The sequence below is a fragment of the Roseomonas indoligenes genome, assembly GCF_017813365.1.
Classification (GTDB): Bacteria; Pseudomonadota; Alphaproteobacteria; order Acetobacterales; family Acetobacteraceae; genus Roseomonas; species Roseomonas indoligenes.
Map to the genome: position 1 here is coordinate 1 of NZ_JAGIZA010000031.1, position 24,857 is coordinate 24,857.

Genomic DNA, 24,857 nt, shown 5'->3' on the forward strand with positions numbered 1-24,857 from the left:
CTCCCGTCGTCGGTCGTCAGCCCAGAGATCCGCCCCGATCCAGATGCCGGCCAGTCGCTCGGCCCTAGCACATAGCCAATCCTGCCCATCCTGCCGGGCAGTCCAGAATGTGCGGCCACCCGGGAGCAGCCGAGACTCACGCCCGGTTTGCCGGTCAGTTCGCTCTGGCGCTGACGATCCAGCACCATAAGATCGGAAGGTTCCCTGGAAGGTGACCCGGTGCGCCCTGGGCATCGACAGCCGGAAAAGACGGCAATGGGTTTCAGTCGGTAGCAAGACTTCGGCGCAGCCGCGCGATGGCACCGGGCAACCCCCTCACCTTCAGCACGCGGCCCTTCTCGTCGTACTCCTCGGACAGGACCCTTGCGCTCTCGTACACCTCGCCGAGGAGCCCTTGCTTCGCGTAAGGCAGCACCAGGACGTCCTCGACCATCTCCGCCTCGAAGAAGGCGATGATCGAGTCTCTCAGCCCCGCCACATCCTCGGGCGCGTGCGCGGAGAGCAGGATCGCGTCCGGATGCTTCGCGATCAGGGCGGCCCGCCCGGCCGCATCCACCCGGTCCATCTTGTTCAACACCAGACGGGACGGCACCACATCCGCCCCGATCTCCCGCAGAACGCTGCGGCTCACCACCAGCTGCGCCTCATGGGTCGGATCCGAGGCATCGACGACGTAGAGCAGCAGCGAAGCCTCCAGCGCCTCCGTCAGCGTGGAGCGGAACGAGGCGACCAGGTCGTGCGGCAGCTGCTTGATGAATCCAACCGTGTCCGACACGAGGACGCGGGGTCGGGTTTCCGGCTGGAGGATCCGGACGGTGGTGTCCAGCGTGGCGAAGAGCTTGTCCTCCACCAGCACCTGACTTCCTGTCAGCGCCCGCATCAGCGAGGACTTCCCGGCATTGGTGTAGCCGACCAGCGCCACCCGCAGCTGATCCCGCCGGGCGGAGCGGCGGTGGTCGCTGTCGCGCTGAACGGCCTCCAGCTGCTCCTTCAGTTCTGCGAGCCGGTCGCGGATCTTGCGGCGGTCGAGGTCGAGGGTGCTCTCGCCCGCACCGGGCCCCTGCTGCCTGCCGCCACCGCCCGAGGACTCCCGCAGACGGGGCGCCACGTATTTCAGGCGCGCCATCTCCACCTGCAGCTTCGCCTCGCGGGTATTGGCGTGCCGGTGAAAGATCTCGACGATCACGCCCGTGCGGTCGAGGACCTGGGCGCCGGTCGCACGCTCCAGATTGCGGATCTGACTCGGCGAGAGCTCATGATCGACGATCACGAACTCGGGCTTGCGGGAGGTCTCAGTATCCTCCTCGGTCACGTCACGATCCCGCTCCGCCCCCTCGAACCTCTGCCGCGCCTTGGACTTCGGGGGTGGCGCCATGGAACTGACGACGCCGGTGCCTCCGGTCAGCGCGGCCAGTTCGGCCAACTTGCCGCTTCCCAGCAGCGCCCCCGCACCCGTGCCTTCCCGGCGCTGGGATACCGTTCCCACCACCTCGTAGCCCAGCGTCTTCACCAGGCGGCCCAGCTCCTCAAGGCTGGCTTGATGCGCGACATCATCGACGTCCGGCATCTGGATGCCGACGAGGACGGCGAGCGGAACGGGCGGTCTGGTATCCATCATCGTGCAGTAGCACGGAAGGCGCCAAAGGCCGGAGCCCTCCCCCCGCCCTTTCTGGCCTCGCGGCAGGCTCGCGATGGCCATCGCCCGGGCAGACCGGCACCAGCCGCGCCGTCGGTCGCACTCACTTCGTTTGCACCCCCGTCGCGATAGGGCCCGTCAAACAGGGCGGGTGTCCCGCAATTGCGGCAGCACCTTCGCTCCGAAGGCCTCGACGAACGCCTGCTGGTTGCGTCCCAACTGATGGATCTGGATCTCCTCGAAGCCCAGTTCCACCAACTCCGCCAACCGTTCCGCATGCCAGGCCAGATCCGAGGAGACCCACACGGCCTTCCGCATGTCCTCCGGCCGGACGAAGCGCGTCGCCGTGTCGAAATCCTCCGGGCTCCGCAACTCCCAGTTCACATCGCCGCCCAGGACATTGGTGCGCCACTGCTCATGGGCACCGCTCAACGCCTCGTCCTCGGTCGGTGCCCAGTTCAGCGCCACCTGCGCGATCATAGGCTTGCCCTCTCCTCCGCCGCGCCGGAAGGCCTCGATGACCTTTCTCATCTTGTCCGGCTCCGCAGAGACGGTCAGCAGCCCGTCCGCCCAGGCGCCTACCGCCTCGGCTGTTGCCTCCGTCACTGCGGCGCCGAGGAGCGGCGGCGGCGTCACCGGGCGGCTGTAGAGCTTCGCCTCCACCACCGTGACACGCCCGCGATGCGTCACCGTTTCCCCTGCGAGCAGCGCGCGCACGATGCCCGCGCATTCCTGCAGGCGCGCATTGCGCTCCGCCTTCTCCGGCCAGGACATTCCGGTGATGTCCTCGTTGAGCCGCTGCCCGCTGCCGAGGGCGAACCAGAAGCGACGGGGGAACATCTCCGCCAGGGTTGCCGCGCCCTGCGCCAGGATAGCCGGATGATAACGATAGCCCGGCGCTGAGATGACGCCGAAGGGCAGATGCGTGCGCGCCATCGCGGCCCCCAGCCACGACCAGGCGAAGCCGGAATGCCCCTGTGCCGCCCCCCACGGCCGGAAATGGTCCGACGACATGGCCGCATCGAACCCTGCGCCCTCTGCCTCCTGGACGAGCGACAGCAGCTCCGAAGGCGGAAACTGTTCGTGCGAGGCGTGAAAGCCGAAGCGTACCGATCCTGCCATCAGGGAAATCCCGAGCATCCTTCCAACATGTGCGCGGCAGCCTGCTGTCACATCGAAATGGTCAGCAGGCCGCTGGTTCCATTGCGGGTCTGGTAGAAGCCCTCCCGCCTCTCGACAATCGTCAGGGGTTAAGAGACCGGCGGCAGATGGGCCATGCCGGGCCATGCTGCTCTAACCCATGCAAGTCGGCCGCCGACCCCTCCTTCATCTCCGCATGACATGGCAGAGGACCAACGCGGATCTTTCGGCATCGGCATCGCCTCAAGATCCCTGCAGTTCAGGCTCTGGCGATGTCACGAGAGCTGGGGAGGTTTGCGGGCGACCTCTGTCACGCCTGTGAGAGATAAGGCCGCCACCCCGCGCACCGGTAGCGCAGGTTAGGGCCTTCTTCCCCGATCCTGCTCCAGAAGACTCCTCCTGAGTCACCGGAGAGCAGGATGACGATCGCCTCCAGCCAGCCCTATGGCGCAACGCCGGCCGCGCCTGACCTCAGGCCATCCCGCGGCCTGTTCCTCTCGGCCGGTCTCCTCGGCTTCTGCCTCGGCGGCTTCTTCGACGGCATCCTGCTGCACCAGGTGCTGCAGTGGCACCACTTCCTCTCCCTGGTTCCCGGCGAGGCCTTGCGGGACATCCGCAACCAGATCCTCGCCGACGGTCTGTTCCACGTGGCGGTCTACCTTCTCTCCGCGATCGGGCTTGTCGGCCTCTGGCGCACGAGGGGCGGATTGGCGCAGTCCGGCTCCCGCCTGCTGGGCAGCGTGTTCCTCGGCTTCGCCCTGTGGCAGGCGGTGGACGTGATCGTGTTCCACTGGATCGTTGGCATTCACCGCGTCCGCGTGGATGTGCCGGATCCTCTGACCTGGGACATCGGCTGGCTCGTCGTGACAGGGCTTCCGCCGCTTGCAGTGGCCTTGTGGCTGATGCGCCGGCCTGACCGGCCCTCCGGCCCAAGCCGCCAGGGCGCTGTCCTGGCCACCGTTCTCGCAGCGCTCGTCCTGGCCTCCGGCCCGATCGCCGCGATGCCGCCGGCGGGGCAGCCGGTGATGATGGTGCTCTATCCCGCCGGCCAGGGCACGGAAGCGAGCTTCGCGGCGGCCGTCGCGGCCGGTGCCCGCGTGGCCTGGAGCGATCCGTCCGGTGAGCTTCTGGCGGTGGACCTAAGCGACGGCGGTTCCGTCATCGACCTCTACCGCAACGGCGCCGTCATGGTCGGTTGGTCCAGCCTGGGCGGCGGATGCCTCTCCTGGACGAGGAGGCCAGCCTGAGCCGCGGCCCCGCAGCCCATCGCCGTTGGGCAAGGCACTGCGGGAAAATGGCTCGGGCGCCGCGCGCGGCAGGCCCCTCGCCGCGCAGGGCTGTCCGGCCTTGCCAGGCCCGCTTAATTCCTCGCTCCCTCGGGAAACCGCCGGGCAGGTGAGCGGGACGGCTCAACCCAGGTGTTCAGCCGCCCCTCTCGGCGGCACGGAATGCCCTGTCGAGCGCGGCGGCGAGACGGGCACGGAGCCTCAGGGCATCCAGAACGTCGGCTGAGACCGGCGCCTCGGCGAGGCAGCGCTCCAACTCGATCCGCAGTGCCCGGATCGCCAGCGGGCGGTTCTCCGGTCTGGCAATGTTCAGCACCCGGTCCAAAGCCTCGCCGACCACCCCCTCGAAGTCGGTGGCGCTCCGCTCACGAGCATCGAACAATGCCATGAAAAACTCCCAGTTTCACATAGGTTACAATGAGCGGGATAACCTGAGTTAGTTTCGTGATCTACAGCCCCGCTATTTTCGATCTCTGCTCCAGTTAAATCAACTTAGCTAAGATTCGCATCTTGCCAATACCGTCATCATCGCCATTCGAAGCAAATCATTTGTATAGAAGAGAAGTTGCTGTGAGCGTTGTTGATGCCAATGAGCCTCCCGGCGGCTGTCCACCGGACAGGCGCGGGCAGGACCCAACTGCAGAGGCGATCCGCGCCCCCCTCGAAGATCTGATCAAACACGCGAAAGGATCGTCCGAGCGCGCGGCAGCGATCTTCGAGGCGATCAGGGGCATTCTCGATGAACGGGAGGGCAAGCGGCACGCGGTTGCCGATTAGGGAGGATGGGTGGCCATGGAGTCAGTCCCCCCTTGGTCGGCTCATGACAGTCAGCCCCGCCGGATCACGGGGGCCGCACCGGAGCTTCACGCCCCTCCATCGTGTCCCACCATTCCGCGCGCACGCCCCGGCATCCGGAAGAACGCGGCGCCGCATGCGGGCGAACCGCAGCTTTTCGCAGGCGGGGCGGAATGGATGAGATCATCGGGACAACAGGTTCGTGGCGGCATATCTTCCTTCCGACGTTCGCGTCCTGGAAGCCTCGACAGCGAACACGGAGGACGAGCAGTTGGTCGAGCCAGAGAGGCATGACCGGGCCGATGCGGCCATCCGCTGGCCCGACGGGGCGGGGGAGATAGCGGGGCTGATCCGTGCCCGCAATTGGGCCGCGACGCCGCTCGGTCCCGCGGAGGGCTGGCCGGAGCGGCTGTTGGGGACGGTGGACCTGATTCTCGGGGGCGGGTTCCCAATGGCCGTCCTCTGGGGACCGGAGCTGATCCAAATCTACAACGACGGCTATCGTGGGCTGATGGGCACGAAGCACCCGGCGGGCCTGGGCGAGGCCGCGCGGGAGTGCTGGCCCGAGGCCTGGGAGAGCAATGCCCCGATCTACCGCCGGGTATGGGCGGGGGAGACCCTCACCTTCCCGGACAAGCTCTGGCCCGTCACGCGGAACGGCGTGCCTGAGGATGCCTGGTTCACCCTTTCCTACTCGCCGCTGAAGGGGGACCAGGGGGCGATCGCCGGCATCCTCGTGACGGCCATCGAGACAACGGAGCACCGTCGCGCGGAGGCGACGCTGCGCGAGAGCGAGGCGGGGTTCCGCGGCTTCGTCATGGCCAGCTCCGACGTGGTCTTCCGGGTGAGCCCGGACTGGTCGGAGATGCGGGCCCTCGATGGACGCGGCTTCATCGCCGACACGCCCGATCCGACACGGGACTGGATGAAGGCCTATATCCCGCCCGACGACCAGGCCGTGGTCCATGCCGCCATCGAGGCCGCGATCCGGTCCATGGCGCCGTTCGAGCTGGAGCACCGCGTCCGCCGGGTGGACGGGAGCCTGGGCTGGGCCCTGTCGCGCGCCGTGCCCATCCTCGATGTGGAGGGCAAGGTCACGGAATGGCTCGGCACTGCCAAGGACATCACCGCCCGTCGCTGGGAAGACGAGGCGGCGCTGCGGGCGAGCGAGGCGCGGTTCCGCGGCTTCGCCGAGGCCTCGACCGACGTGCTCTGGATCGCGGACGGGCGGGGCGAGCGGCTGGACTACCTCTCGCCCGCCTTCGAGCAGGTGTACGGGATCCCGCGCGAGGTCGCGCTGGCGGACCTCTCGGTCGTCCTCGACCTCGTCCACCCCGAGGACCGGGCAACCTTCCGTTCCGCCATGCCGCGTGCTGTCGCGGGCGAGACGGTGATCGTGCACTACCGGGTCGTGCGGCCGGACGGATCCGTCGTGCATCTGCGCGACACGGGGTTCCCGATCCGGGACGAGGCCGGCACGGTCATGCAGGTCGCCGGGGTCGTGCAGGACATCTCCGACATCGCCCTCGCCGGCATGGCGCTGGAGGCGGAGAAGGATCGGTTCCGCACGCTGGTGGAGGGCATGCCCCAGCTCGTCTGGCGGTCGTCCGACGAGGGCTACTGGACCTGGGCCTCGCCGCAATGGTGCGACTACACGGGACAGAGCCTGGAGGCGGGCATTGCCTGGGGCTGGATGACGGCGATCCATCCCGATGATCGCGTGCGGACGATGGTGGCCTGGCATGCCGCACGGTCCCAGGGCCATCTGGACGTGGAGCACCGGGTGCGGCGCGCGGCAGATGGTGCGTGGCGCTGGCACCAGACCCGTTCCCTGCCCGTGCGGAATGGCCCCACGCCGAAGGAACCGCAGGGGCGCATCATCGAGTGGCTCGGCACGACAACCGACATCCAGGAGCTGAAGGGACTTCAGGCACAGCAGGACACGCTGGTGGCTGAGCTGCACCATCGATCCCGCAACCTGCTGGCCATCGTGAGAAACCTCGCGCGCCGCAGCCTTCCGGCCTCGCCGGAGCGGAGCGAGTATGACAGCCGGCTCTCCACCCTCGGGCGCGTGCAGGGCTTCCTCTCGCGCGCCCAGGCCTGGTCCGTGCCGCTGCGCGACCTGGTGAATGCCGAGCTGCAGGCAGTCGGCGACGGCACCTCCGAACGGGTGACCATCGAAGGCCCGGACGTCACCCTGCCCGGCGACAAGGTGCAGACGGTCGCGCTCGCACTGCATGAGTTGGCGACCAACGCGGCGAAGTACGGGGCCATCGTCCAGGAAGGCGCGCGTCTGTCCGTGCGGTGGCGCCTTGCAGGGGAGAGCGGGGCAAAGCGCCTCGTCCTGGAGTGGAACGAGAGCGGCGTCGCCATGCCCGAGGGTGGGCCGGAACGCCGGGGCTACGGGTCGGAGCTGATCGAGCGGGCGCTGCCCTACCAGCTCGGGGCGGAAACCTGGCGCGCGTTCAACGCCGACGGCATCCGCTGCACGATCACGCTGCCGGCGGAAGCATTCGGGTTGCGGGAGACAGCAGAATGAGCGGAACGGGCCTTGCCGCCCTGCGGGGCCGCCGCATCCTCGTGGCGGAGGACGAGTACTTCATCGCCGACGAGATCGCCGGAGCCCTGGAGGGGGCCGGCGTCGAGGTCGTGGGCCCCGCCGCGACGGTGGGCGAGGCAACGCACCTTGCCATGGTGGAGAGGCGGCTGGACGGGGCGGTCCTCGACGTCAACCTGCGCCGGGAGATGATATGGCCGGTCCTCGATGCCCTCGCGTCGCGCGGCGTGCCCGTCGTGCTCGCAACGGGATACGACGCGGGCGTCGTGCCGGCCGCCTACGCCCACCTGCCGCGCTGCGAGAAGCCGGTGCCGGCGGGTGACATCCTGCGCGTCCTGGCGAAGCAGCTCACGGCGGCGGGCTAGATCCGCCTGAGCGGCCCGCTTCCCCTGCCGGCGCCGGATCGGTGGCACCGGACACGAGGATCGAGGCCATCACGGCGGGGCAGCCAGGGCGCCCCACCTCCCGGTGCTCGGTCCCGTTCCTCACGCCACGAAGAGGAAGTCGCTCGCGCTGAGCGGCGCGGCGTTGGACAGGCGGGCAATCTGGATCGCCGCCGCCCCGCCCAGACCGTCCGCATCCCAGAAGAGCCCGCCCGCGCCGCCGCCCGCGGTGTCATAGAGCAGCACGCCGCCCGGCCCATGCGCCGCGGGCGCGGCGTTGGCGATCAGCGCCGGCGTGATGCCGGCCGCGATCCCGAAGGCCGCGCGCGAGATCACCAGCTTGTCCAGGCCGGCCTCGAAGTCGGTGATCCGGTCCGCCGCACTCGCGATCGGGGCCACATCGAAGACGAACCGGTCCGCCCCGGCGCCCCCGATCAGGTCGTCCGCGCCCGCACCGCCTGAAAGGATGTCGTTGCCGTCCCCTCCCTCCAGCCGGTCATTGCCGCCCTTGCCGTAGAGCAGGTCGTTGCCGCCCATCCCCACCAGCCTGTTCGCGCCCGCATCGCCCCAGAAGGCGTCGCTGCCCACCGCCGATCCGGTGAGGTTCTCGACCGAGACGATCACCGATCCCGCTGCCGCGTAGGCATTGGCGTGCGCCACCCCCTTCTCGTCCGTGCCGTCGAGATAGATCCAGGAGCGCGAATTCACCTTCGCCATGCTCAGCGTGTCGGTCCCTGCCCCGCCATCCAGCAGGTCGCCCGCGTCCAGGCCGATGAAGACATCGTCACCGGCCCCGCCCTCCAGCGTGTCCGCTCCGCGCCCGCCCAGCAGCGTGTCGTTCCCATCCATGCCGAGGAGCCGGTCGTTGCCGCCGCCACCCATCAGGACGTTCGCGGCCGCCGAGCCGGTGAGGCTGTCGTCGAACCGGCCACCCAGCACGTTCTCGATGTTCAGCACCGTGGCCTGCCCATGGCCGGCCACCAGGGCCTGGGCCGACGTCCTGCCGAGGTCCACGCCCGCCGCGCCGGTCGCGGCCGAAAGATCCAGCCAGTCCTTCCCGTCACCCCCGTCCAGCATGTCGTTGCCGGATCCGCCCACGAGCGTGTCGTCGCCGGCCTGGCCGAAGATGCTGTCGCTTCCCTCCGTGCCGCGCATCATGTCTGCGCCCGCACCGCCATGGAGGGAGATTCCGGCCGGCGCACCGCCACCCACACTTCCCGCCGTCGGAGGCGAGAGCTCGATGATGATGGGATGGTCGGTGATGGCGACGGAAATGCTGTCCGTGTTGCCGGCCTGCGCCACCGGATTCGTTCCCAGCAACGGGTCGTAGACCGCCACTCCGCCGAACGGCCGATCGAACGTCACGGTGACATAGGATGTGGGAGCCGAGAGGTCGGTGTGGTTCTGCTCGTCCCAGATGTCCGGCTCCGCCCAGATGACCAGGTCGTACCGCCCGTCCGCCTTCTGCAGGAGCAGCGTGTTGCTGTTGGGCGGCAGGTCCGACAGGGATATACGAGGGGCTTCCTGCGGAATGCCCGTTGCCTTCAAGCCATTGTCGGCCAGGATCTCGCGCAGGTTGTGAATCGCGGTCGCGGCCGGCTTCGGCGTGCCGTCGCCGTGGAAGAGCCCCAGGCTGCCACCGAAAGTCGTATCAGGCTCGATCCCCGTGTCCAGCAGCTCGTAAAGGTAGGTGCGCTCGACACCCGCCTTGGCGGCATCGAACAGGAGATTAAGATTGAGCTTCGCCTGGGCGATCTCGGAAACGCCGCCGGGGCTATGATCCGTCGAATGGACCGCCGTGTAGTTGCCGGTCTCTGTGATCTGGACGGGGTCCTCGGGATTGAAGGTCTTCGCCGCCGCGACACCGGCAGCGATGTTCCTCCCGGGCTGCTCGCCGTGGGCGAAGTAGATGTGCCAGTTCCCGTAATCCGACGCGGCGCTCAGGTCGCCCAGACCCGCAGCACTCTCGACCGAGAGGCCCCCGACGGTAACGTTCAGCACGGGGATCTGGGAGAGAAGCGGGGAGGCCTTCAGGTTGTCGTAAAGCATTCCCTGCAGGTCATGGGCCAGCGACAGGTCTGTCCCGCTGTCGCGCCCATCGTGGTGAACGGTCCAGGTATTGACCTCGTTGAAGCCCTCGATCGCCGCGATCGAACCGGCGTAGTCCTTCGCGAAGGCGTTCAGACGCTTCAGGTCGATCTCGTAACTGCCCGCGATGTTGAAATCCACGGCCGATACGATGAAGTCGAACCGATACCCAGCCCCCGCCAATGCTTCGTAACGCGGGAACGACGTGTTCTCGATGGGCACGCCGTCGCGGATGTACTGGATGCCCAGATAGGTCAGGGCCCCGCGCACCTTGTCGAAATCTTCGTAGGAACTCCCGTTCCCCCAATTGTTGACATGGGTGTTCACACCCATCGCGTCGAGAAAAGCGGACGCACTCATGGGCGCAGTGCCGATGAAGTCAGCCATTGATCATACCGCAAGAGGTTTGACCTTAGTTAACTTCACAGGTTCTTGATGACAACCCCAGGTTGAATTTTTCCAGTATCCCGGCCCACGGAATTCTCCGACCGCAAATCCGCCCTTGCGCGCTGGCACTGGCCGTCGTTCCGCATCACACCCGCTACCCAGGCATCAATTCAGTCCAGGGGCTTCCTTCCAGCTGCCCCATGGAACTGCCCTTTCCGTGGAAGCTGCCTGCCGGCCCCGGAACCGGCGGCCGGGCCATCGGGGTGACACTGCGGCCGATCCCGCAGGCGCGGACTTCCCGGGTCGAGTCGCAGGAGGCGACGGCCAGGAGGGCGGCCCGAGCGGATGCAATTTCCCCGTGAGGGCTCCGTCAGAGCTTCAGTGCGATCTCCGCGTAGCCGCTTTCCAGCGCCCGCACGACATGGCCAATCAGATCGCCTTCCTGCCGGCCGGCCATGACGACCGCCGCCCCCGTGCCGTTCGAGAAAACGGGAGAGCCTTCCGTGACGGGACCGGCGAGGCGGCAGCGAACCGCCCCCCCCCAGGTCGCGATCCCGATCCAGCGCCCTGGCTCGGCGGCCATCTGCGCCACGCCGAGCGGGAGGTTCTGGTCGCTGACCCGTGCCGCCGCGCCGCGCTGGAGTTGAACGAATTCATCTTTCCCGACGCGCCCCCCGCTATCGGGTCCGGTCATCGCAAAGAACCCGCCCTGGAGTGTCCCTTCCTGCCAGGTGGCGTGACGACCGGAGTAGGCGGCCGTCACGGACGCGTCGAAGACCGGCCTGCCAGCCTTGGCAAGGTTGGCGAAAACCTCGCTCCACCGCAGATCGAGAGCGGCATTCTCGATTCGCCCGACGCGGAGGAGGCAGTCATCCCCGGGAACGAAGGCGAAGGTGGCGCCCCACCCCTGAACCAGGACCCGCTCCAACCCTCCGACATTCCAGATCGCACGGCGGGGGTGGGCCGGGATCCTGTTGCCGTCCTGCCACTGAAAGTAGCAAAGGCCACGGAACTGAACGTCGACCAGGTCGCTGATCGCCGTCGCCGTCGTCTCCCGGAAGTTCCGGTCTTCCAGCATCGCATTGCCGATGTACTCGAACATGCAGCGGTCGAAGACGACGCCTGCGGCGAGCCGGTTGTCGGGGTTGGTCAGCCCGTTCCGCTCCTCCTTCATCACGCCGTAGGGGGCGCCGCCGATGTAGCAGCCGATATAGATGCCGCTCGGCAGGCAGGCACGGGGATGGATGGCGATCGCCGCCATCCGGCAGCCCGTGAAGAAGCATTTGGTGTAGACGTTGTCGCCGACCATGTAGTCGCTCGGCTCGGCGACATAGACGCCGTAGAAATTGTCCGGCGTCTGCACACTCTCCCACAGGCTGTGATCGCCGACGAGATCAATGCCCGCGTAGAACCGCGAGACCCTGATTCGCCTGAGGGTGCGCCTCGCGCCCCAGGCGAGGCCGCTCATCCGCGTGTGTACGGCGCCGAGGGCTCCCGGAGGGTTCGGACCCTCGATGCAGAAATCCTCGAACAATCCCTCGTACATGCCGTCCGCGGCATAGCGCCCGAGGCGGTTGGCCCTGGAGGCCGCGGGGTCGCCGAAGGAGATGGCGAAGCGACCAGGACCAAGATCTGTCGTCCACCGCAGCCGCGTGCCCTGCCAGACCTCCCCGCGCATGTCGACCTGCGTGCCGGGATCCCCGAAGGGACGGGCCTCCGGGATGACCAGGGTGTCGTCCATCGTTCCGACCCCGCGTGGTAACCAGACGCAGCCGCCCCCGGCGGCGGCGGCCGCATTGATGGCGCCCTGGGTCGCGCAGAAGTCGACCTGCTGCTCCAGCGAGCGAGCAAAGGGATAGACGGCACGCGCCCGCTCGATCGTCGGGAACCTCTCCCGGAGCGGGTGGCTCCGTCCATCCCAGATTGCCCCGAAGCGGCGGACATCGAAGGGACGCGCTTCGAGCACGGGACTGCCCACCTCCCCCCCGCCCGAGAGGGCGGGGGTGGCGGTGGCTGTCGTCACGATCACCGAGGACACAGCAGCCAGCGCCCCTGCCGCATGCCGACGGGACACTCTGCCGGGGCCGTCAGGACCGCCTTGGGGCACGTTACCGGGGCCTGCGGCCGCTACGGCGTCTCGACGCCGGCGTTGCCGTGCACCCGCGAGGCTCCGGAGAGCAGCCGGTCGAAATAGGCGATGGTCCGCGAGAGACCCTTCTCAAGGCTGACGCTGGGCTGCCAGTCCAACTCGGCCCGGGCCTGGGAGATGTCCGGGCAGCGCTGCATCGGGTCGTCCTGCGGAAGGGGCCTGAACACGAGCCGCGAGCGGGACTGCGTGATCGCGAGGATACGGTCGGCGAGTTCGCGGATCGTGATCTCATGAGGGTTGCCGATGTTGATGGGCCCGGTCACGCCCGGCGCGGTGCCCATCATCCGGACGAAACCTTCGATCAGGTCGTCCACGTAGCAGAAGGCGCGGGTCTGAAGGCCATCGCCATAGAGGGTGATGTCCTCGCCGCGAAGCGCCTGGACAATAAAGTTCGAAACCACCCTGCCGTCATTCGGATGCATGCGCGGGCCATAGGTGTTGAAGATCCGGACCACCTTGATGGCCAGGTTATGCTGCCGGTAGTAGTCGAAGAAAAGGGTTTCGGCACAGCGCTTGCCCTCGTCGTAGCAGGCGCGGAGACCCAGGGGATTCACGTTCCCCCGGTAGTCCTCCGTCTGCGGGTGGACAGTCGGGTCGCCGTAGACCTCGCTGGTCGAGGCCTGGAGAATGGGAACCCGCAGGCGCTTCGCCAGACCCAGGGCATTGATCGCGCCCATGACACTCGTTTTCGTCGTCTGGACGGGATCGTGCTGGTAGTGAACCGGGGAGGCCGGGCAGGCAAGATTGTAGATGGCGTCGACCTCGACGTAGAGCGGGAAGGTCACGTCGTGACGCATCAGCTCGAAGCTGGGGTCGTTCAGGAGGTGGGCGATGTTGTCCCGACGCCCCGTGAAGAAGTTGTCGACGCAGAGCACGTCGTGCCCGCCCTGGATCAGGCGCTCGCAGAGATGGGATCCAAGGAAACCGGCTCCGCCGGTTACCAGGACCCGCTTCTTGCCGTCGGAACTGATCATGAGGGATGCCTTCGCTGTTGGCCGTTCGGTACGGGCTGATAACTCGGGTGCAAGGGCGGCGGTGCGCGAGCTGACGCTGCGCCATCACGGCGCGCGACGCCTTCAGTCCGCGTGGAAGTTCGCGAAGCCGCCGAATGCCGTGCGGAGCACGATCCAGAGGTCGAGCGCCGGTGACCAGTTCGAGAGGTACCAGAGGTCGAGCTCGACCCGGCGCCGCGCCTTGGCAAGAGTGTCCACCTCGCCGCGGGAGCCGTTGATCTGAGCCCAGCCGGTGATGCCGGGCTTCACGCGATGCCGGGTGCGATACCGCGAGACCGCCTCGAAGTAGAAGCTCCCCTCCACCTTCATGTGGGTCGGGTGCGGCCGGGGCCCGACGATCGACATCTCGCCGCGAAGGACGTTGAGGATCTGCGGCAGCTCGTCGATGCTCGTGCGCCGGAGAATCCGACCGACGCGCGTCACGCGCGGATCGCGTGTCGCCGTGCGAACCGCGCCGGTGCTGTCGCCGAGGTCGGTCCGCATGGTGCGGAACTTGTAGACGAGCGTCGGCCGTCCGCCGAGGCCGAAGCGCCACTGACGGAACAGTACCGGGCCAGGGGAGTCGATCTTGATGGCGCAGGCCGCGACAAGCAGGACCGGCGCGAGAAAGGCGATGGCCCCGACCAGCAGGACGACGTCGAAGGCGCGCTTGGCGAATTGCTGCGCCTCCGTCAGGGGCGGTGGCAGGAGATCCACGAGGAAGTGGGACTGGGCGGTGACGGCCTCGATCCCCAGGCTGTCGGCGGAGAGATACCGGCAGACCCGGACATCGATGTCGGACAGGCGCTGGCACACCTGCGCGATCCGCGGCCGCTCGGCGGCAGGGTGGGTCAGGATGACGACCCGGACGGTTCCGGCGGCGGCCATCTCCTCGATCCGGTCGAGAGCCTCCGTGCCGTCATCAGCGAGGGCGGCGATCAGGGCGCATCCCTGCGCGGCCAGGTCCCGCTCCGGTACGTCGATCTGTCCGGGAGGGCCGAGCACGACGACACCGCTGGAGCGGTCCGCCTGGACGAAGGGGATCGCCAGGTGGATGAGCGCCGTGAGGCAGATGGCCGTGCCCGCCCAGTAATAGAGGTTCAGCGGCAGCAGCGTCTGCGCAACCCCCAGGAGCCACATCGCCAGGCCGAGCAGGCCGAAGGTGATCGCAGTGCCGGCCGTCGCCGTCAGAACCGGGCGCGCCATAGGCTGGATATCCGCCCTGATGACCTGGGTCGGAGTGAAGGCGAAGCGCAGCACGGATCGGATCGTGAGGGCGAGGCCGGCCACGACGAGCCCGAGCACCAGCATCTTCGCCATTTCGAACCCTGTGGGGGATCGAAAGGAGGCGAGGATCGGACCGATCAAGGCAATCTGCAGTGCGTCGATGAGAGGAAGCCAGATCCTCGCCTCACCCGAGGAGGGCCATCGTCCTTTCGCCGGTGTCGATGCCTCCTCCGGCCGCGCCAGGGCGCGCTCGATCCTCGGATTGAGGTGGATTGGCTGCACGGTGTGCATGGCGTGGGGCGCCCCTCAATTCGCGTTGACTGCCAGCCGGGATCCGGATGCGCTCCGGGTGCCCAGGCGTCCGTCGATTCCGATCGTGTGCCGTTTCCCCACTCCGGCACGCCTTTCTGGCGTGCCCTTCCTTCTCGTGCGCCCGGCCTGGCAAACGCCAATCCAACACGCACGACGGAAGCCCGAGATCAAAGTACTCGGGACATCAAGCAGCATAATCGCTTCGCCTTCTTGATTTTGGAAGGGTTTTATCGCCGCATGATGAGTAGCGGTTGTTTCGCTCGAACTATGGATCCCGCAAATACTTCCGAAAACGCGAATTTACTCCTTATATTTTTCTCTTTCTTGTCGTTTTCAAGTTTAGATCAACTCGGGTTTTATCTTAAATTCCTCATATCTCATTTGCATTATTGCCGGGGTTGCCCGTAGAAATATCCGGCTTGCTGCCCATTCGGTGAGACCGGGCGGGCCGCTCGCCCAGCCGAACAACGATAAAAAATCCATGCAGGAGGAGCTCGCCACCCTTTTCGAAGGAGTGCCTCGTCATGCGCGTAGCCCTCGTCAGCGATCCGCTCACCGTCCATGGCGGCGCCGAGCGTGTGATCGAGCAGATGCTATCGCTCTTCCCGCAGGCGGATGTCTTCGCGATCGTGGACATCGTGCCGCCGGCACAACGGGGCTTTCTCGGCGATCGGCCGGTCACCACGTCCTTCATCCAACGGATTCCCGGCGGCGCACGGCGCTACCAATCCCTGTTCCCGCTCTGGCCCCTGGCGGTCGAGCAGTTCGACCTCACCGCCTACGACCTCGTCCTCAGCAGCCACCACGGCGTTGCCTACGGCGTGCTGACGCGGCCGGGGCAGGTTCACGTCTCCTACGTCCATTCCCCCATGCGCTACGCCTGGGATCAGCAGCACGCCTATCTGCGCGAGGCCGGGCTAGAGCGCGGCGCAAAGTCCTGGCTCGCCCGCTGGGCCCTCCACAAGGCAAGGCTCTGGGACTTCGCCGCGGCCCAGCGCCCGGACATCCTCGTCGCGAACTCCCAGTTCGTTGCCGGGCGGATCCGGACGGCGCACCGGCGCGAGGCGACCGTGATCCACCCGCCCGTGGCGACCCGGGCGCTCGCCTCATGGGCGAGGACGGATCAAGGCCCGCCCGGGGGTTACTACCTCTCGGTCGGCCGCCTGGTGCCTTACAAGCGGACGGAGTTGCTCGCCCGCGCCTTCGCGCAAATGCCGGACCTGCGCCTGAAGATCGTCGGCGACGGCCCGGATGCGAAGCGCATCGCGGCCCTTGCCGCGCCGAATGTCGAGCTCCTGGGCCGGGTTCCCACCGAGGAGGTCCACCGCCTGATGGCCGGTGCCGATGCACTCGTCTACGCGGGCATCGAGGATTTCGGGATCGCGGCCGTCGAGGCGCAGGCGACGGGCACCCCGGTGGTCGCCTACCGCGCTGGCGGGATGGCCGAGATCATCGTCGGGTCGGGTTCCCCGGGCACGACCGGCGGCTTCATCGAGAGCCAGACGGAGGACGGGATCATCGCCGCGGTCCGGGCTTTCGAGGAGGCACGGCGCCCCAGGGCGTCCGACTGCATCGCCAACGCGGCCCGCTTCTCCGAGGAGCGCTTCCGGGAGAGCTTCGCCGGGGTCGTCGAGCGGGCGCTCGCCTCCAAGGGGCAGCCGGAGGTACCGATAGGCCGGGAGCAGCCGGCGGCCTGGCCGCCCGAGCTGGCGGCCGCGGAATGAGCGGCTCCACGATGCAGGCCGGCACCGGCTCTCCGCTCGCGCTCGTGCTGCGCGCCTTGCGGCGCCACCGGGGTGTGGCAGCGGCCACCGCCATCGCCATCATGGCGGTTTCGGCAGTCCTCATCTTCAGCCTTGAGCCCCGCTACCGGGCGAGCGCACTCATCGCCCTTGAGACCCGCGAGACCCGTTTCTCCGACGTCAGCGCCGTGGTCGCGAGCGCCGGCCGGACCATGGAAGCGAACATCGCCCGCAGCGAGGCGGAGATCCTGGGCAGCGACGGCCTCGCGCGACAGGTGATCGAGGAAATGGGATTGGCAGAGAATCCAGAATTCGCGCCGAAGCCCTCCCTCACCTCGCGCCTCATGCAGATCCTGCCCTTTGCCTGGCCCGGCTCGCAGGACTCCGCCGCCGTATCGGAGGCGGATCGGGTAGAGGCAGTGCTGGCCGCTTATGCCAAGCGCCTCTCCGTCTTCAATGACGGACGATCTTACGTGATCACGCTTGGCTTCCAGGCGGCCGACCGGCAGCTCGCGGCGCAGATCGTCAATCACCATGCCGCGCTCTACCTTCAAAGGCAGCAGGCGGTGAAGGACAATGCCCTGACGGCCGCGTCCGACTGGCTGGAACGGGAGGTCAGCCTCCTGTCTCGCCGGCTGCGCGATGCCGAGGGGGCCGTCCAGTCCTACCGCGCCGAGCACCGCCTCTTCACCGTCCGCGGCACGACCGTCGTGCAGCAGCAGCTCGCCGAGTTCGGCGGGGAGCTGGCCCGCGTCCGCGCCGATCTCGTCGCGCGCGAGGCGCGGCTCCAGCAGGCCGGCCCGGCCCGGAACTTCGAAGCGGAGCTGATGCTCGCGCGGCTGAAGGAAACGGAGCTCGTGCGGATGGTCGGCGATCTCGAGCAGCAGCTCGCCTCGGCGGAGCAGGCCGAGGCTGCCTCGCGTGCCTTGGAGCGCGAGGCCGCCTCGATCCGCTCCCTCTACGAGAGCCTTTTGAGCCGCCAGAAGCAGGTCGCGGCGCAGGTCGGCGTCCAGCAGCCCGATGCCCGGATCGTGTCCCCCGCCGTGCCTCCCGCCCGGCCCGCCTTCCCCAACAAGCCGCTGTTCCTTGGCGTCGCGGCGATGCTGTCCGCGGGCGCGGCCCTGGGCGTCGCACTCCTTCTCGAGCGCCGGCGGCAAGGCTTCGACTCCCTTGCGTCCGCGGAGGCCGGCCTCGGCCTGCGCGCCCTCGCGGCGCTGCCGCGGGTGCCGCGCCGCTCGACACTAGAAGCCGTCGTCATGGAACGCTCCCGGTCTGCCCCGGCCGAGGCGATCCGAACGCTCCGGAGCGCGCTCGCATCGCGCTCCGGCCCCTTGCCCCGGCTCCTCGCGGTCACCTCCGCCCTGCCGGGCGAAGGCAAGACCTCCGTGGCCCTCGCGCTCTCGCGCAGTCTCACCGGTTCCGGGCTGCACGTCCTCCTGGTCGAGGCGGATCTGAGGCGGGGCCGCCTGATGAGGGACGCGTGCCAGTCGCGCTGCACCAGGGGCATCCTGGCGGTTCTGAGAGGGCAGGCTTCGCTGGCCGAGGCCGTCTGCCCGGATGTCGTGCAGTCCCTCGACATCCTCGCCGTGGAGGGCGAGGCCGCGAACCCGACGGACCTGCTCGAGGCCGGCAACCTCAAGCGGGTGCTCGCAACGGCGAAGGAGGTCTACGACTACGTCATCGTCGACACTCCCCCGGTGGAGGCGGTGTCGGACGCACTCCTGATCGGGCGCGTCGTCGATGGGACGCTTCTCGTCGTGCGGGCGGAGGTCACCCCCGCCGAGGTGGCCGCGGCCACAGTCAAGGCGTGCCGCGACGCTGAGCTGTCACTCCTCGGCATCGTGCTCAACGCGGCCGATCCGCGGCGTGACGGCACGCGGACCGGCTACCTTGGCCATCGCGGGCGCGGCTACACCAACGCCTATTCGGAGGCATGACGCGAATGCCCACTCGTGAGCCGCTGAGCGTCGTCATCATGACGAAGAACGAGGCGGAGCGGATCGGGCATTGCGTCCGGAGTGCGCTCGCCGTCGCGGACGAGGTGATCGTCCTGGATTCCGGCAGTCAGGACGGGACGCGGGAGGCTGCCACGGCAGCGGGCGCCCGCGTGTTCGAGCAGCCCTGGCTCGGCTTCGTGGGCCAGCGCCAGCGGGCGGTCGACCTGGCCGCCCACGACTGGGTGCTGTGCCTCGATGCCGACGAGTTCCTCGATGCCGAGCTGCGCACGGCGGTGCAGCGCGTCCTGCAGAGCAGTCCCGATCCGAGGGACGGGTACGCCCTCGACCGCCGGGACGAGTTCTTCGGGCGCCTCTTTCCCTCCCTGAAAAATCAGCGCCGGAAGCTTGGCCTGGTGCGGCTGTTTCACCGCCGCCACTCCCGATGGAATCCGGAGCAGCTGATCCACGAGGAGGTGCTCGTGCACGGGCGCAAGCACCTGCTGCCCGGCGTGCTGGTCCACTGGCGCAACTTCACCCTTGCAGGGCAAACCGAGCGGCACGTCACCAACGCCGAGCTGGAAGCGGAGCAGCTGGACCGTGCCGGCAAGAGCCGTCCCGGACTCAGGCTCCTCCTCATGCCCCCCGCACGCTTCGTCTGGATCTGGGCCGTGAAGGGCGGCTGGCGGCTCGGGACCGCCGGCTTCGTCGTCGCCGTCATGGGCGCCCATGCGGAGTTCATGCGCTGGGCCACGCTATGGGAGAAGCGGGAGGTGCGGCGGCAGGTGCTTCCACCGGCCGAACTCCTCGGCGGAGGCGACGGTCGCGAGTTGGACAAGGGTCCGGCGCCGGAGCCGATCCAGCGCGATCGTGCGGCAGCCGCATCCCTCCCCCACCTCTCCGGCTCCATCCGCTGATGACGGCGCTTCCGGCCATAAGGCCCCTGCTCCGAGGTCTGCTCCGCGGAGAGGGCACGGGCTACGGCTTCGCGCAGACGATCGTCGCGCAGCTTGTCGTGGTGCTGTTCAACGTGGCGACGGGCGTTCTCACCGCACGCCTGCTGGGGCCGGAGGGCCGGGGCATCTTCGCCGCCGTGACGATGTGGCCGCAGTTCCTGGCCTCGGTCGCCCTGGCAGGGCTGCCTTTCGCACTGACCTACCACCTGCGCCAGGACCGCGATCAGGCCGGAGGAGTCCTGGGTGCCTCCTTCCTCCTCGCGCTCCTGCTCGGGATCCTGGCGATCCTGATCGGCGTCCTCGTCATGCCGGCGACGATGCGGGGGCGCTACTCGACTGAGGTCATCCTCTTCTGTCAGGTCTTCTCGGCGCTGACACTGGCGAACATGCTGTCGATGCTCGCGAAGCAGAGCTTCAGCGCACTCGGCCGGATCCGGACCTTCAACCTCCTCAGCTGGGCCGATCCGGGCCTCTACCTCGTCCTTCTCCTCGCGGTGGCGGCCACGGCGACCCTGACGCCGGAACGCGCGGCCTTCTGCATGGGCATCCAGACCGTCCTGGTCCTGGCCTGGAGCCTGCTGCGACTGTTCCGCTACTGCAGGCCATCGCTCGCCGGTTTCCGGCTCTGGATGCCGAAGATCCTCTCCTACACCGCCCGGGCCTCCGGCGCCGGGGTCCTGGCCAACCTGGCCTCCTATCTCGACCGGCTCGTTCTCGTCGCACTGATCTCGCCGCACGATTTCGGCCTGTACGTGGTCGCCTTCAGCCTCTCCCGCCTGCTGATGGTCCTCCAGACCGGGGTCGGCGCGGTCGTACTGCCGGCGATGATCGGAACCGGGGAAGCGGCCGCCAAGGCGCTCCATGACCGGACGCTCGTGGCCATGCTTCTCGCCATCACCGTCGCGATCGGCGGCTGCTTCGTCCTGGGCAAGCCGCTCCTCGTGTTCCTCTACGGCGAGGAGTTCGCGGGCGCCGGCCTGCTGATGGCCATTCTCGTGATCGAGGCGTCGTTCTCCTGCCTCTGCCAGGTGACGGCGCAGCTCTTCCTTGCGCTTGGCCGGCCGAGCTACGTCTCGGTCGTCCAGGGCATCGCCTTCTCTGTCATGGCGGTCGGCCTGCTCATCCTTGCGCCAGCCTACGGCGCGATCGGGGCGGCGCTCGCGGTCACCGCGGGCACGGCCCTCCGCTTCGTCCTGCTCCTCGCGGCCGTGCCGCTCCACCTCCGCTTGCCGCTGCGCCTCGCAGCCGCCTTCCGCGACCTGTCCACCCTCGTTTTCCCCGCCCGGCCGGCATGAGGAGCTTCCATGAGCAATGATCGGAACGGTGGGGCCGGCCCCGCCGACGACCGGCCTGGAATCCTCTTCGTCTCGCCCGTCGTGAACATGAAGGGTGGTGCGGAGCGCGTTCTGATGCAGGCCATGGCCAATCCGGCCATTCGCCCCGTGCTGGCCGTGCCGGGACCGGGCGAACTGGCGGCCAGCGCGCGGGAGAAAGGGATCCCGGTCCACTTCGTCCGCCTGGGCGCGGTGGAGAAGGTACGGCGCAAGCCCACCCCGCTCGATCTGCTCCGCGCGGCGCGCGCGGCGCTGCAGTGCGCGGTGCAGATCGCGGCCGTGGCGCGCGCGGAGAATGTGGCGGCCGTGCAGACCAACGGCCTGAAGGTCCATGTCGCGGGGGCCCTCGCACGGGTGCTGACGCTCGGCAGGATTCGCCTGATCCCGCATGTGCACGACATCCCCTACACGCGGCTTGAGCGCGCCATCTGGCGCGGCCTCGCCGCAACATCCACGCGCACCATCATCGTGTCCCCGCCCTGCATGCCCGGGCCACATCCCGCGAGGGTCGCGATCGTGATGAACGCCTGCGACAAGCCGCCCGCACCCACTGCCCGGGAGCGCCCGCCGACGCCCCCGACGATCGGCTTCGTCGGGCGCTTCCACGCGTTCAAGGGCGTGCATCTCCTGCTGGACTGGTTCCACGATATGGCGCGGGAGAACCCGGACCTCCGGTTGCTCCTCCGCGGGCGCCCCTCGGACGAGAGCGCGGCCTACTGGGCCTCGCTCCAGCCCCGGATCGCCTCGCTCGGGGACCGATGCCAGATCGAGGGCTGGCGCGACGCCGATGCCGATGCCTATGAGGGGATCGACATTCTCGTGGTGCCCTCCGCGACGCCGGATCCCTGTCCGCTGGTGCTGATCGAGGCGATGGCGGCGGCCATCCCCGTGATCGGAACGCCGGTCGGGGGCATTCCCGCGATCATCGGCACTGGCGAGGCGGGGCGCCTGGTCGGAAGCACCAGCGAGTTCGCGGCCGCGCTCCGTGACCTCCTCCGTCCGGAAACATACGGGCGGGCGAGCGCGGCGGCTCTCGAGAAGGCGCGCAATAGCCACTCCCTGGGCGAGTTCTGGGCGCGCTTCAACGAGGAGTACCGGCTGGCAGGCGTGTTCGACGGCCATCGCGGCTTCTCCGGCGTGATCGCACCGCGCGTGCCCGCATGAGCGCTTCGGCCGAGGCGGGCCGCTGGTACGACGCGGCCCCTCATCCCGTGCTGTCACGTGATGCGGGATTTGCCGTCGCGGTCGCCCTTCTCCTGCCCCTGGCGATGTACTCGGTCGGCCTCGGAGGGCTGACGAGGATCGCCTATCCCCTCAGCGCGCTCGCGGCAGGCTGGTATCTCTGGTCCAGGAAATCGCCCTGGTATGTCGGCCTGTGCGTCTGGCTCTTCTGCGCCTCGCCGCTGATCCGGCGCCTGCACGATTATGGCGCGGGGTTCGACGTGGCGAGCCCGATCCTCCTCGCGCCCTACCTCGCCATGGGCTGGGCAGTGCTGTCCGGACTCGGTCTCTGCATCCGTGGGGGCGAGCGCCTCGCCACCCCTTTCGCGATCTTCGTCCTTTGCGTGCTCTACGGCTTCGTAATCGCCGTCCTCGATGGCCGGCTGGTCTCCGGCGCCGTGGACCTCCTGAAGTGGACCGCCGGTCCCTTCATGGCGCTCTACCTGATCACGGTGGCGGCGAAGCAGGCCGATCACCACCGGGTGGTGGTCACGAGCTTCATCGCCGCCGCCCCGGCCATGGCGTGCTACGGCATCCTCCAGTTCATCTCCCCGCTTCCCTGGGACCTCGAGTGGTCGCGCGAAATGCTGCAGATGGGCGTCGAGGCCATGGGAAGGCCTGAGCCCTTCGAGCTGCGGGTCTACGCGACGATGCATTCGCCGGGGTCGCTTGGCTCCTACCTCATGGTGGGCCTGCTCACGCTGATCGGCGCGCCGCTTCCCATCGCCCTCCCCGGCATCGTCCTTGCCGTGCTCGGCCTCGCCCTGGCCCAGTATCGCACGATCTGGGCGGGATCGATGGTCGGCCTGCTCGTACTGGCCCTCGCCGGCCCCGCGCGGGAGAAGTTCCGCCTCGTGCTCGGCGCCCTGCTCCTGGTGACCACCTTCGGCTCGCTCGTGACCATCCCCGAGGTCCAGGAAACGCTCAGCCAGCGGGTCCGCTCCATCACGGAGCTCCAGTCCGACGCGAGCGGCGAGGACCGGCTCTCCCAGTACACGCGCTTCCTCGATGAGGACCGCAACCTGCTCGTCGGACAGGGGATCGCCTCGAACGGCTTCATGCGGCAGCTCGACAAGCAGAAGGCCACCGTGATCGACAGCGGGATCCTTGAGACCTACGCGGCACTGGGCCTGTTCGTCGGCACCATCCTCCTCGCCTGCCTGGCCTGCATCTGCTGGAGGACGATCACCCTGCCGGCGGCCCTGGTCCCGCACGCCTACCTGTACCGTTCCGTCGTCCTCGCAACCGCGGTGCAAATCCCGTTCGGGACCGTCTATGTCGGCGAATCCGGCTTCACGATGTGGGTCTTCATCGGCCTCGCATGCGCCGCCGCACGATCACTCGGCACCACCGGCGGGAATGCGAACCTGTCATGAGCCGTCGCTGGGTGCACCAGGTGCCGCAGCCTTCCCGTCCCTGGGCAGGCCGATCCTTCCGCCGGGCCCTGCCCAACAATCCCCGCCTATGGAGGAGCACCCATGTCCAGCCATAGCGGCGGCACCCGCCCCGGATCCCGCATCGACTACCTCGACAGCCTGCGCGGGCTCGCCGCCCTGCTCGTGGCCTACGCGCATCTTGCGTCCGACCTGTGGGAGCGGACACCCGGGTCCTTCGCGGGGCTGGGATCGGCGCTCCGTTACTTCAACCTTGAAGTCGTGGACCTGGGCAAGGTCGGCGTGGTGCTCTTCTTCGCCATCAGCGGCCTCATCATTCCGCGCAGCCTGCTGAACGGCATGAGCGGGTTTCGGCTGGCCCAGCGCTTCGTCGTCACGCGCTTCTTCCGCCTCTACCCCCTGTACTGGGTGTCCATTCCCCTGGGGCTGATGCTGCCATGGCCAGAGGCGGATCGCGTCTTCAGTCTCGCGACAGTCGGTGCGAACCTGACGATGGTGCAGGGCTTCCTCGGCTTCGAGAACGTGATCGGGGCCTACTGGACGCTGCAGATCGAGCTCGTCTTCTACGCCTGCTGCCTCCTGATGGCCCTGGGGGGCCTTCTCGGCCAGCCCAACAGGCGCTTCCACGCGTTTCTCGCGTCGGTGTTCCTGGCTCTCGTGCTGGCCGGGGCCCGCTTCCTTCTCGACCGCAAGTTTCCCGTGGCACTGCCCCTCGCCCTGGCCGTGATGTTCCTCGGCTGTCTCTGGAATAGCCAGCTGTCGCCAGGCGACATCGGCGGGCGGCGCTTGGCACGGCTCGCGCTGACAATCCTCGCCGTCGCACTACTCCCCATCTGCGTGCTGGCCTACTCGGCCGATCATGGGTACGGGGAAACCTGGTACCGCTATCTGCTCAGCTACGGCCTGGGCCTCGCCCTGTTCACCATCGGCACCACCCGGGTGCGGATGACGTCCAGGCCCCTCGTTCGGCTCGGGGTGATCAGCTACTCGGTCTACCTGCTGCACCCCGTGGTCTTCGCTGCGGCGGAGCGCATCGGCTTCCATCCCCTGCAGATCCCGGCGCTCGGCGCGCACACCTACATCCTCTGCATCCTCGCAGCCACGGCGCTGGCCGGAGAGGTGGCCTACCGTCTCGTCGAGGCGCCAAGCATCGCTTTCAGCCGCCGGGTCACCCAGTGGCTCGCGCGCGAGGACAGGTATCCCGGCACTGTGCTGAACCCGCTTCCCGTCACGCGCCTCACCCCGAAAGTCCTCGACCAGTAGCACCGTCACCTAGCGGGCACCGGCCGGTGGTCCGCCTCGGATCACGCGGCCTGCTGACGGA

The 24,857-nt window shown here is 68.2% G+C and carries 18 protein-coding genes; 11 read left to right on the plus strand and 7 right to left on the minus strand.

The features are described 5' to 3' along the window. Positions 1-262 precede the first annotated feature (262 nt). Positions 263-1,615: a GTPase HflX gene (gene hflX, locus J5Y10_RS25825; protein WP_209377050.1), complete on the minus strand. Its 1,353-nt coding sequence runs from the start codon at positions 1,613-1,615 to the stop codon at positions 263-265. A 159-nt stretch (positions 1,616-1,774) separates the two neighbouring features. Continuing rightward, a complete protein-coding gene (locus J5Y10_RS25830) occupies positions 1,775-2,758 on the minus strand; it encodes a TIGR03885 family FMN-dependent LLM class oxidoreductase (protein ID WP_209377022.1) in 984 nt (327 codons plus the stop codon). Between the two features lie 437 nt (positions 2,759-3,195). Between J5Y10_RS25830 and J5Y10_RS25835 the strand changes: the two genes are divergently transcribed. Continuing rightward, on the plus strand, positions 3,196-4,023 hold the full coding sequence (locus J5Y10_RS25835; protein ID WP_209377023.1) for a DUF2243 domain-containing protein: 828 nt from the start codon (positions 3,196-3,198) through the stop codon (positions 4,021-4,023). 175 nt (positions 4,024-4,198) lie between these two features. On the opposite strand, the gene J5Y10_RS25840 is transcribed toward J5Y10_RS25835, so the two are convergent. Beyond that, positions 4,199-4,450 carry a hypothetical protein gene (locus J5Y10_RS25840; RefSeq protein WP_209377024.1) on the minus strand — a complete coding sequence of 84 codons (252 nt, stop codon included), beginning with the start codon at positions 4,448-4,450 and terminating at the stop codon, positions 4,199-4,201. A 182-nt stretch (positions 4,451-4,632) separates the two neighbouring features. On the opposite strand from J5Y10_RS25840, the gene J5Y10_RS25845 reads away from it, so the two are divergent. From J5Y10_RS25845 to J5Y10_RS25855, 3 genes are all read left to right on the plus strand, one after another. Next, a complete protein-coding gene (locus J5Y10_RS25845) occupies positions 4,633-4,839 on the plus strand; it encodes a hypothetical protein (protein ID WP_209377025.1) in 207 nt (68 codons plus the stop codon). Positions 4,840-5,059: 220 nt separating this feature from the next. Continuing rightward, positions 5,060-7,396 (plus strand): PAS domain-containing sensor histidine kinase, encoded by a 2,337-nt coding sequence (locus J5Y10_RS25850; protein WP_209377026.1) that lies wholly within the window; start codon positions 5,060-5,062, stop codon positions 7,394-7,396. Continuing rightward, entirely contained in the window at positions 7,393-7,779 is a 387-nt protein-coding gene (locus J5Y10_RS25855) for a response regulator (protein ID WP_209377027.1), read from the plus strand. Before J5Y10_RS25850 ends, J5Y10_RS25855 begins: the two co-directional genes overlap by 4 nt. 120 nt (positions 7,780-7,899) lie before the next feature. Here the strand turns inward: J5Y10_RS25855 and J5Y10_RS25860 are convergent, their stop codons facing one another. From J5Y10_RS25860 to J5Y10_RS25875, 4 genes are all read right to left on the minus strand, one after another. Beyond that, complete coding sequence (locus J5Y10_RS25860) at positions 7,900-10,245, minus strand: calcium-binding protein (protein ID WP_209377028.1); 2,346 nt, start codon at positions 10,243-10,245, stop codon at positions 7,900-7,902. Between the two features lie 397 nt (positions 10,246-10,642). Next, on the minus strand, positions 10,643-12,310 hold the full coding sequence (locus J5Y10_RS25865) for a hypothetical protein (protein ID WP_209377029.1): 1,668 nt from the start codon (positions 12,308-12,310) through the stop codon (positions 10,643-10,645). A gap of 89 nt (positions 12,311-12,399) precedes the next feature. After that, complete coding sequence (locus tag J5Y10_RS25870; RefSeq protein WP_209377030.1) at positions 12,400-13,395, minus strand: UDP-glucuronic acid decarboxylase family protein; 996 nt, start codon at positions 13,393-13,395, stop codon at positions 12,400-12,402. 102 nt (positions 13,396-13,497) lie between these two features. Continuing rightward, the gene (locus J5Y10_RS25875; protein WP_209377031.1) at positions 13,498-14,931 is read right to left on the minus strand and encodes an exopolysaccharide biosynthesis polyprenyl glycosylphosphotransferase; all 1,434 of its coding nucleotides are present in this window, start codon (positions 14,929-14,931) and stop codon (positions 13,498-13,500) included. A 545-nt stretch (positions 14,932-15,476) separates the two neighbouring features. Here J5Y10_RS25875 and J5Y10_RS25880 point away from each other — a divergent pair. From J5Y10_RS25880 to J5Y10_RS25910, 7 genes are all read left to right on the plus strand, one after another. Further along, positions 15,477-16,676, plus strand: a complete 1,200-nt coding sequence (locus J5Y10_RS25880; RefSeq protein ID WP_209377032.1) for a glycosyltransferase — start codon at positions 15,477-15,479, stop codon at positions 16,674-16,676. After that, a complete protein-coding gene (locus tag J5Y10_RS25885; protein ID WP_209377033.1) occupies positions 16,673-18,631 on the plus strand; it encodes a GumC family protein in 1,959 nt (652 codons plus the stop codon). Before J5Y10_RS25880 ends, J5Y10_RS25885 begins: the two co-directional genes overlap by 4 nt. 5 nt (positions 18,632-18,636) lie before the next feature. Then, the gene (locus J5Y10_RS25890) at positions 18,637-19,545 is read left to right on the plus strand and encodes a glycosyltransferase family 2 protein (protein ID WP_209377034.1); all 909 of its coding nucleotides are present in this window, start codon (positions 18,637-18,639) and stop codon (positions 19,543-19,545) included. Continuing rightward, a complete protein-coding gene (locus tag J5Y10_RS25895; protein ID WP_209377035.1) occupies positions 19,545-20,879 on the plus strand; it encodes a lipopolysaccharide biosynthesis protein in 1,335 nt (444 codons plus the stop codon). The genes J5Y10_RS25890 and J5Y10_RS25895 overlap by 1 nt, the downstream gene beginning before the upstream one ends. Positions 20,880-20,888: 9 nt before the next feature. Further along, positions 20,889-22,082: a glycosyltransferase family 4 protein gene (locus J5Y10_RS25900; protein ID WP_209377036.1), complete on the plus strand. Its 1,194-nt coding sequence runs from the start codon at positions 20,889-20,891 to the stop codon at positions 22,080-22,082. Further along, the gene (locus J5Y10_RS25905) at positions 22,079-23,515 is read left to right on the plus strand and encodes an O-antigen ligase family protein (RefSeq protein WP_209377037.1); all 1,437 of its coding nucleotides are present in this window, start codon (positions 22,079-22,081) and stop codon (positions 23,513-23,515) included. The genes J5Y10_RS25900 and J5Y10_RS25905 overlap by 4 nt, the downstream gene beginning before the upstream one ends. A 102-nt stretch (positions 23,516-23,617) precedes the next feature. Further along, positions 23,618-24,796, plus strand: coding sequence for an acyltransferase family protein (locus J5Y10_RS25910; RefSeq protein ID WP_209377038.1), 1,179 nt, complete (start codon positions 23,618-23,620; stop codon positions 24,794-24,796). The last annotated feature ends 61 nt before the right edge of the window (positions 24,797-24,857 follow it).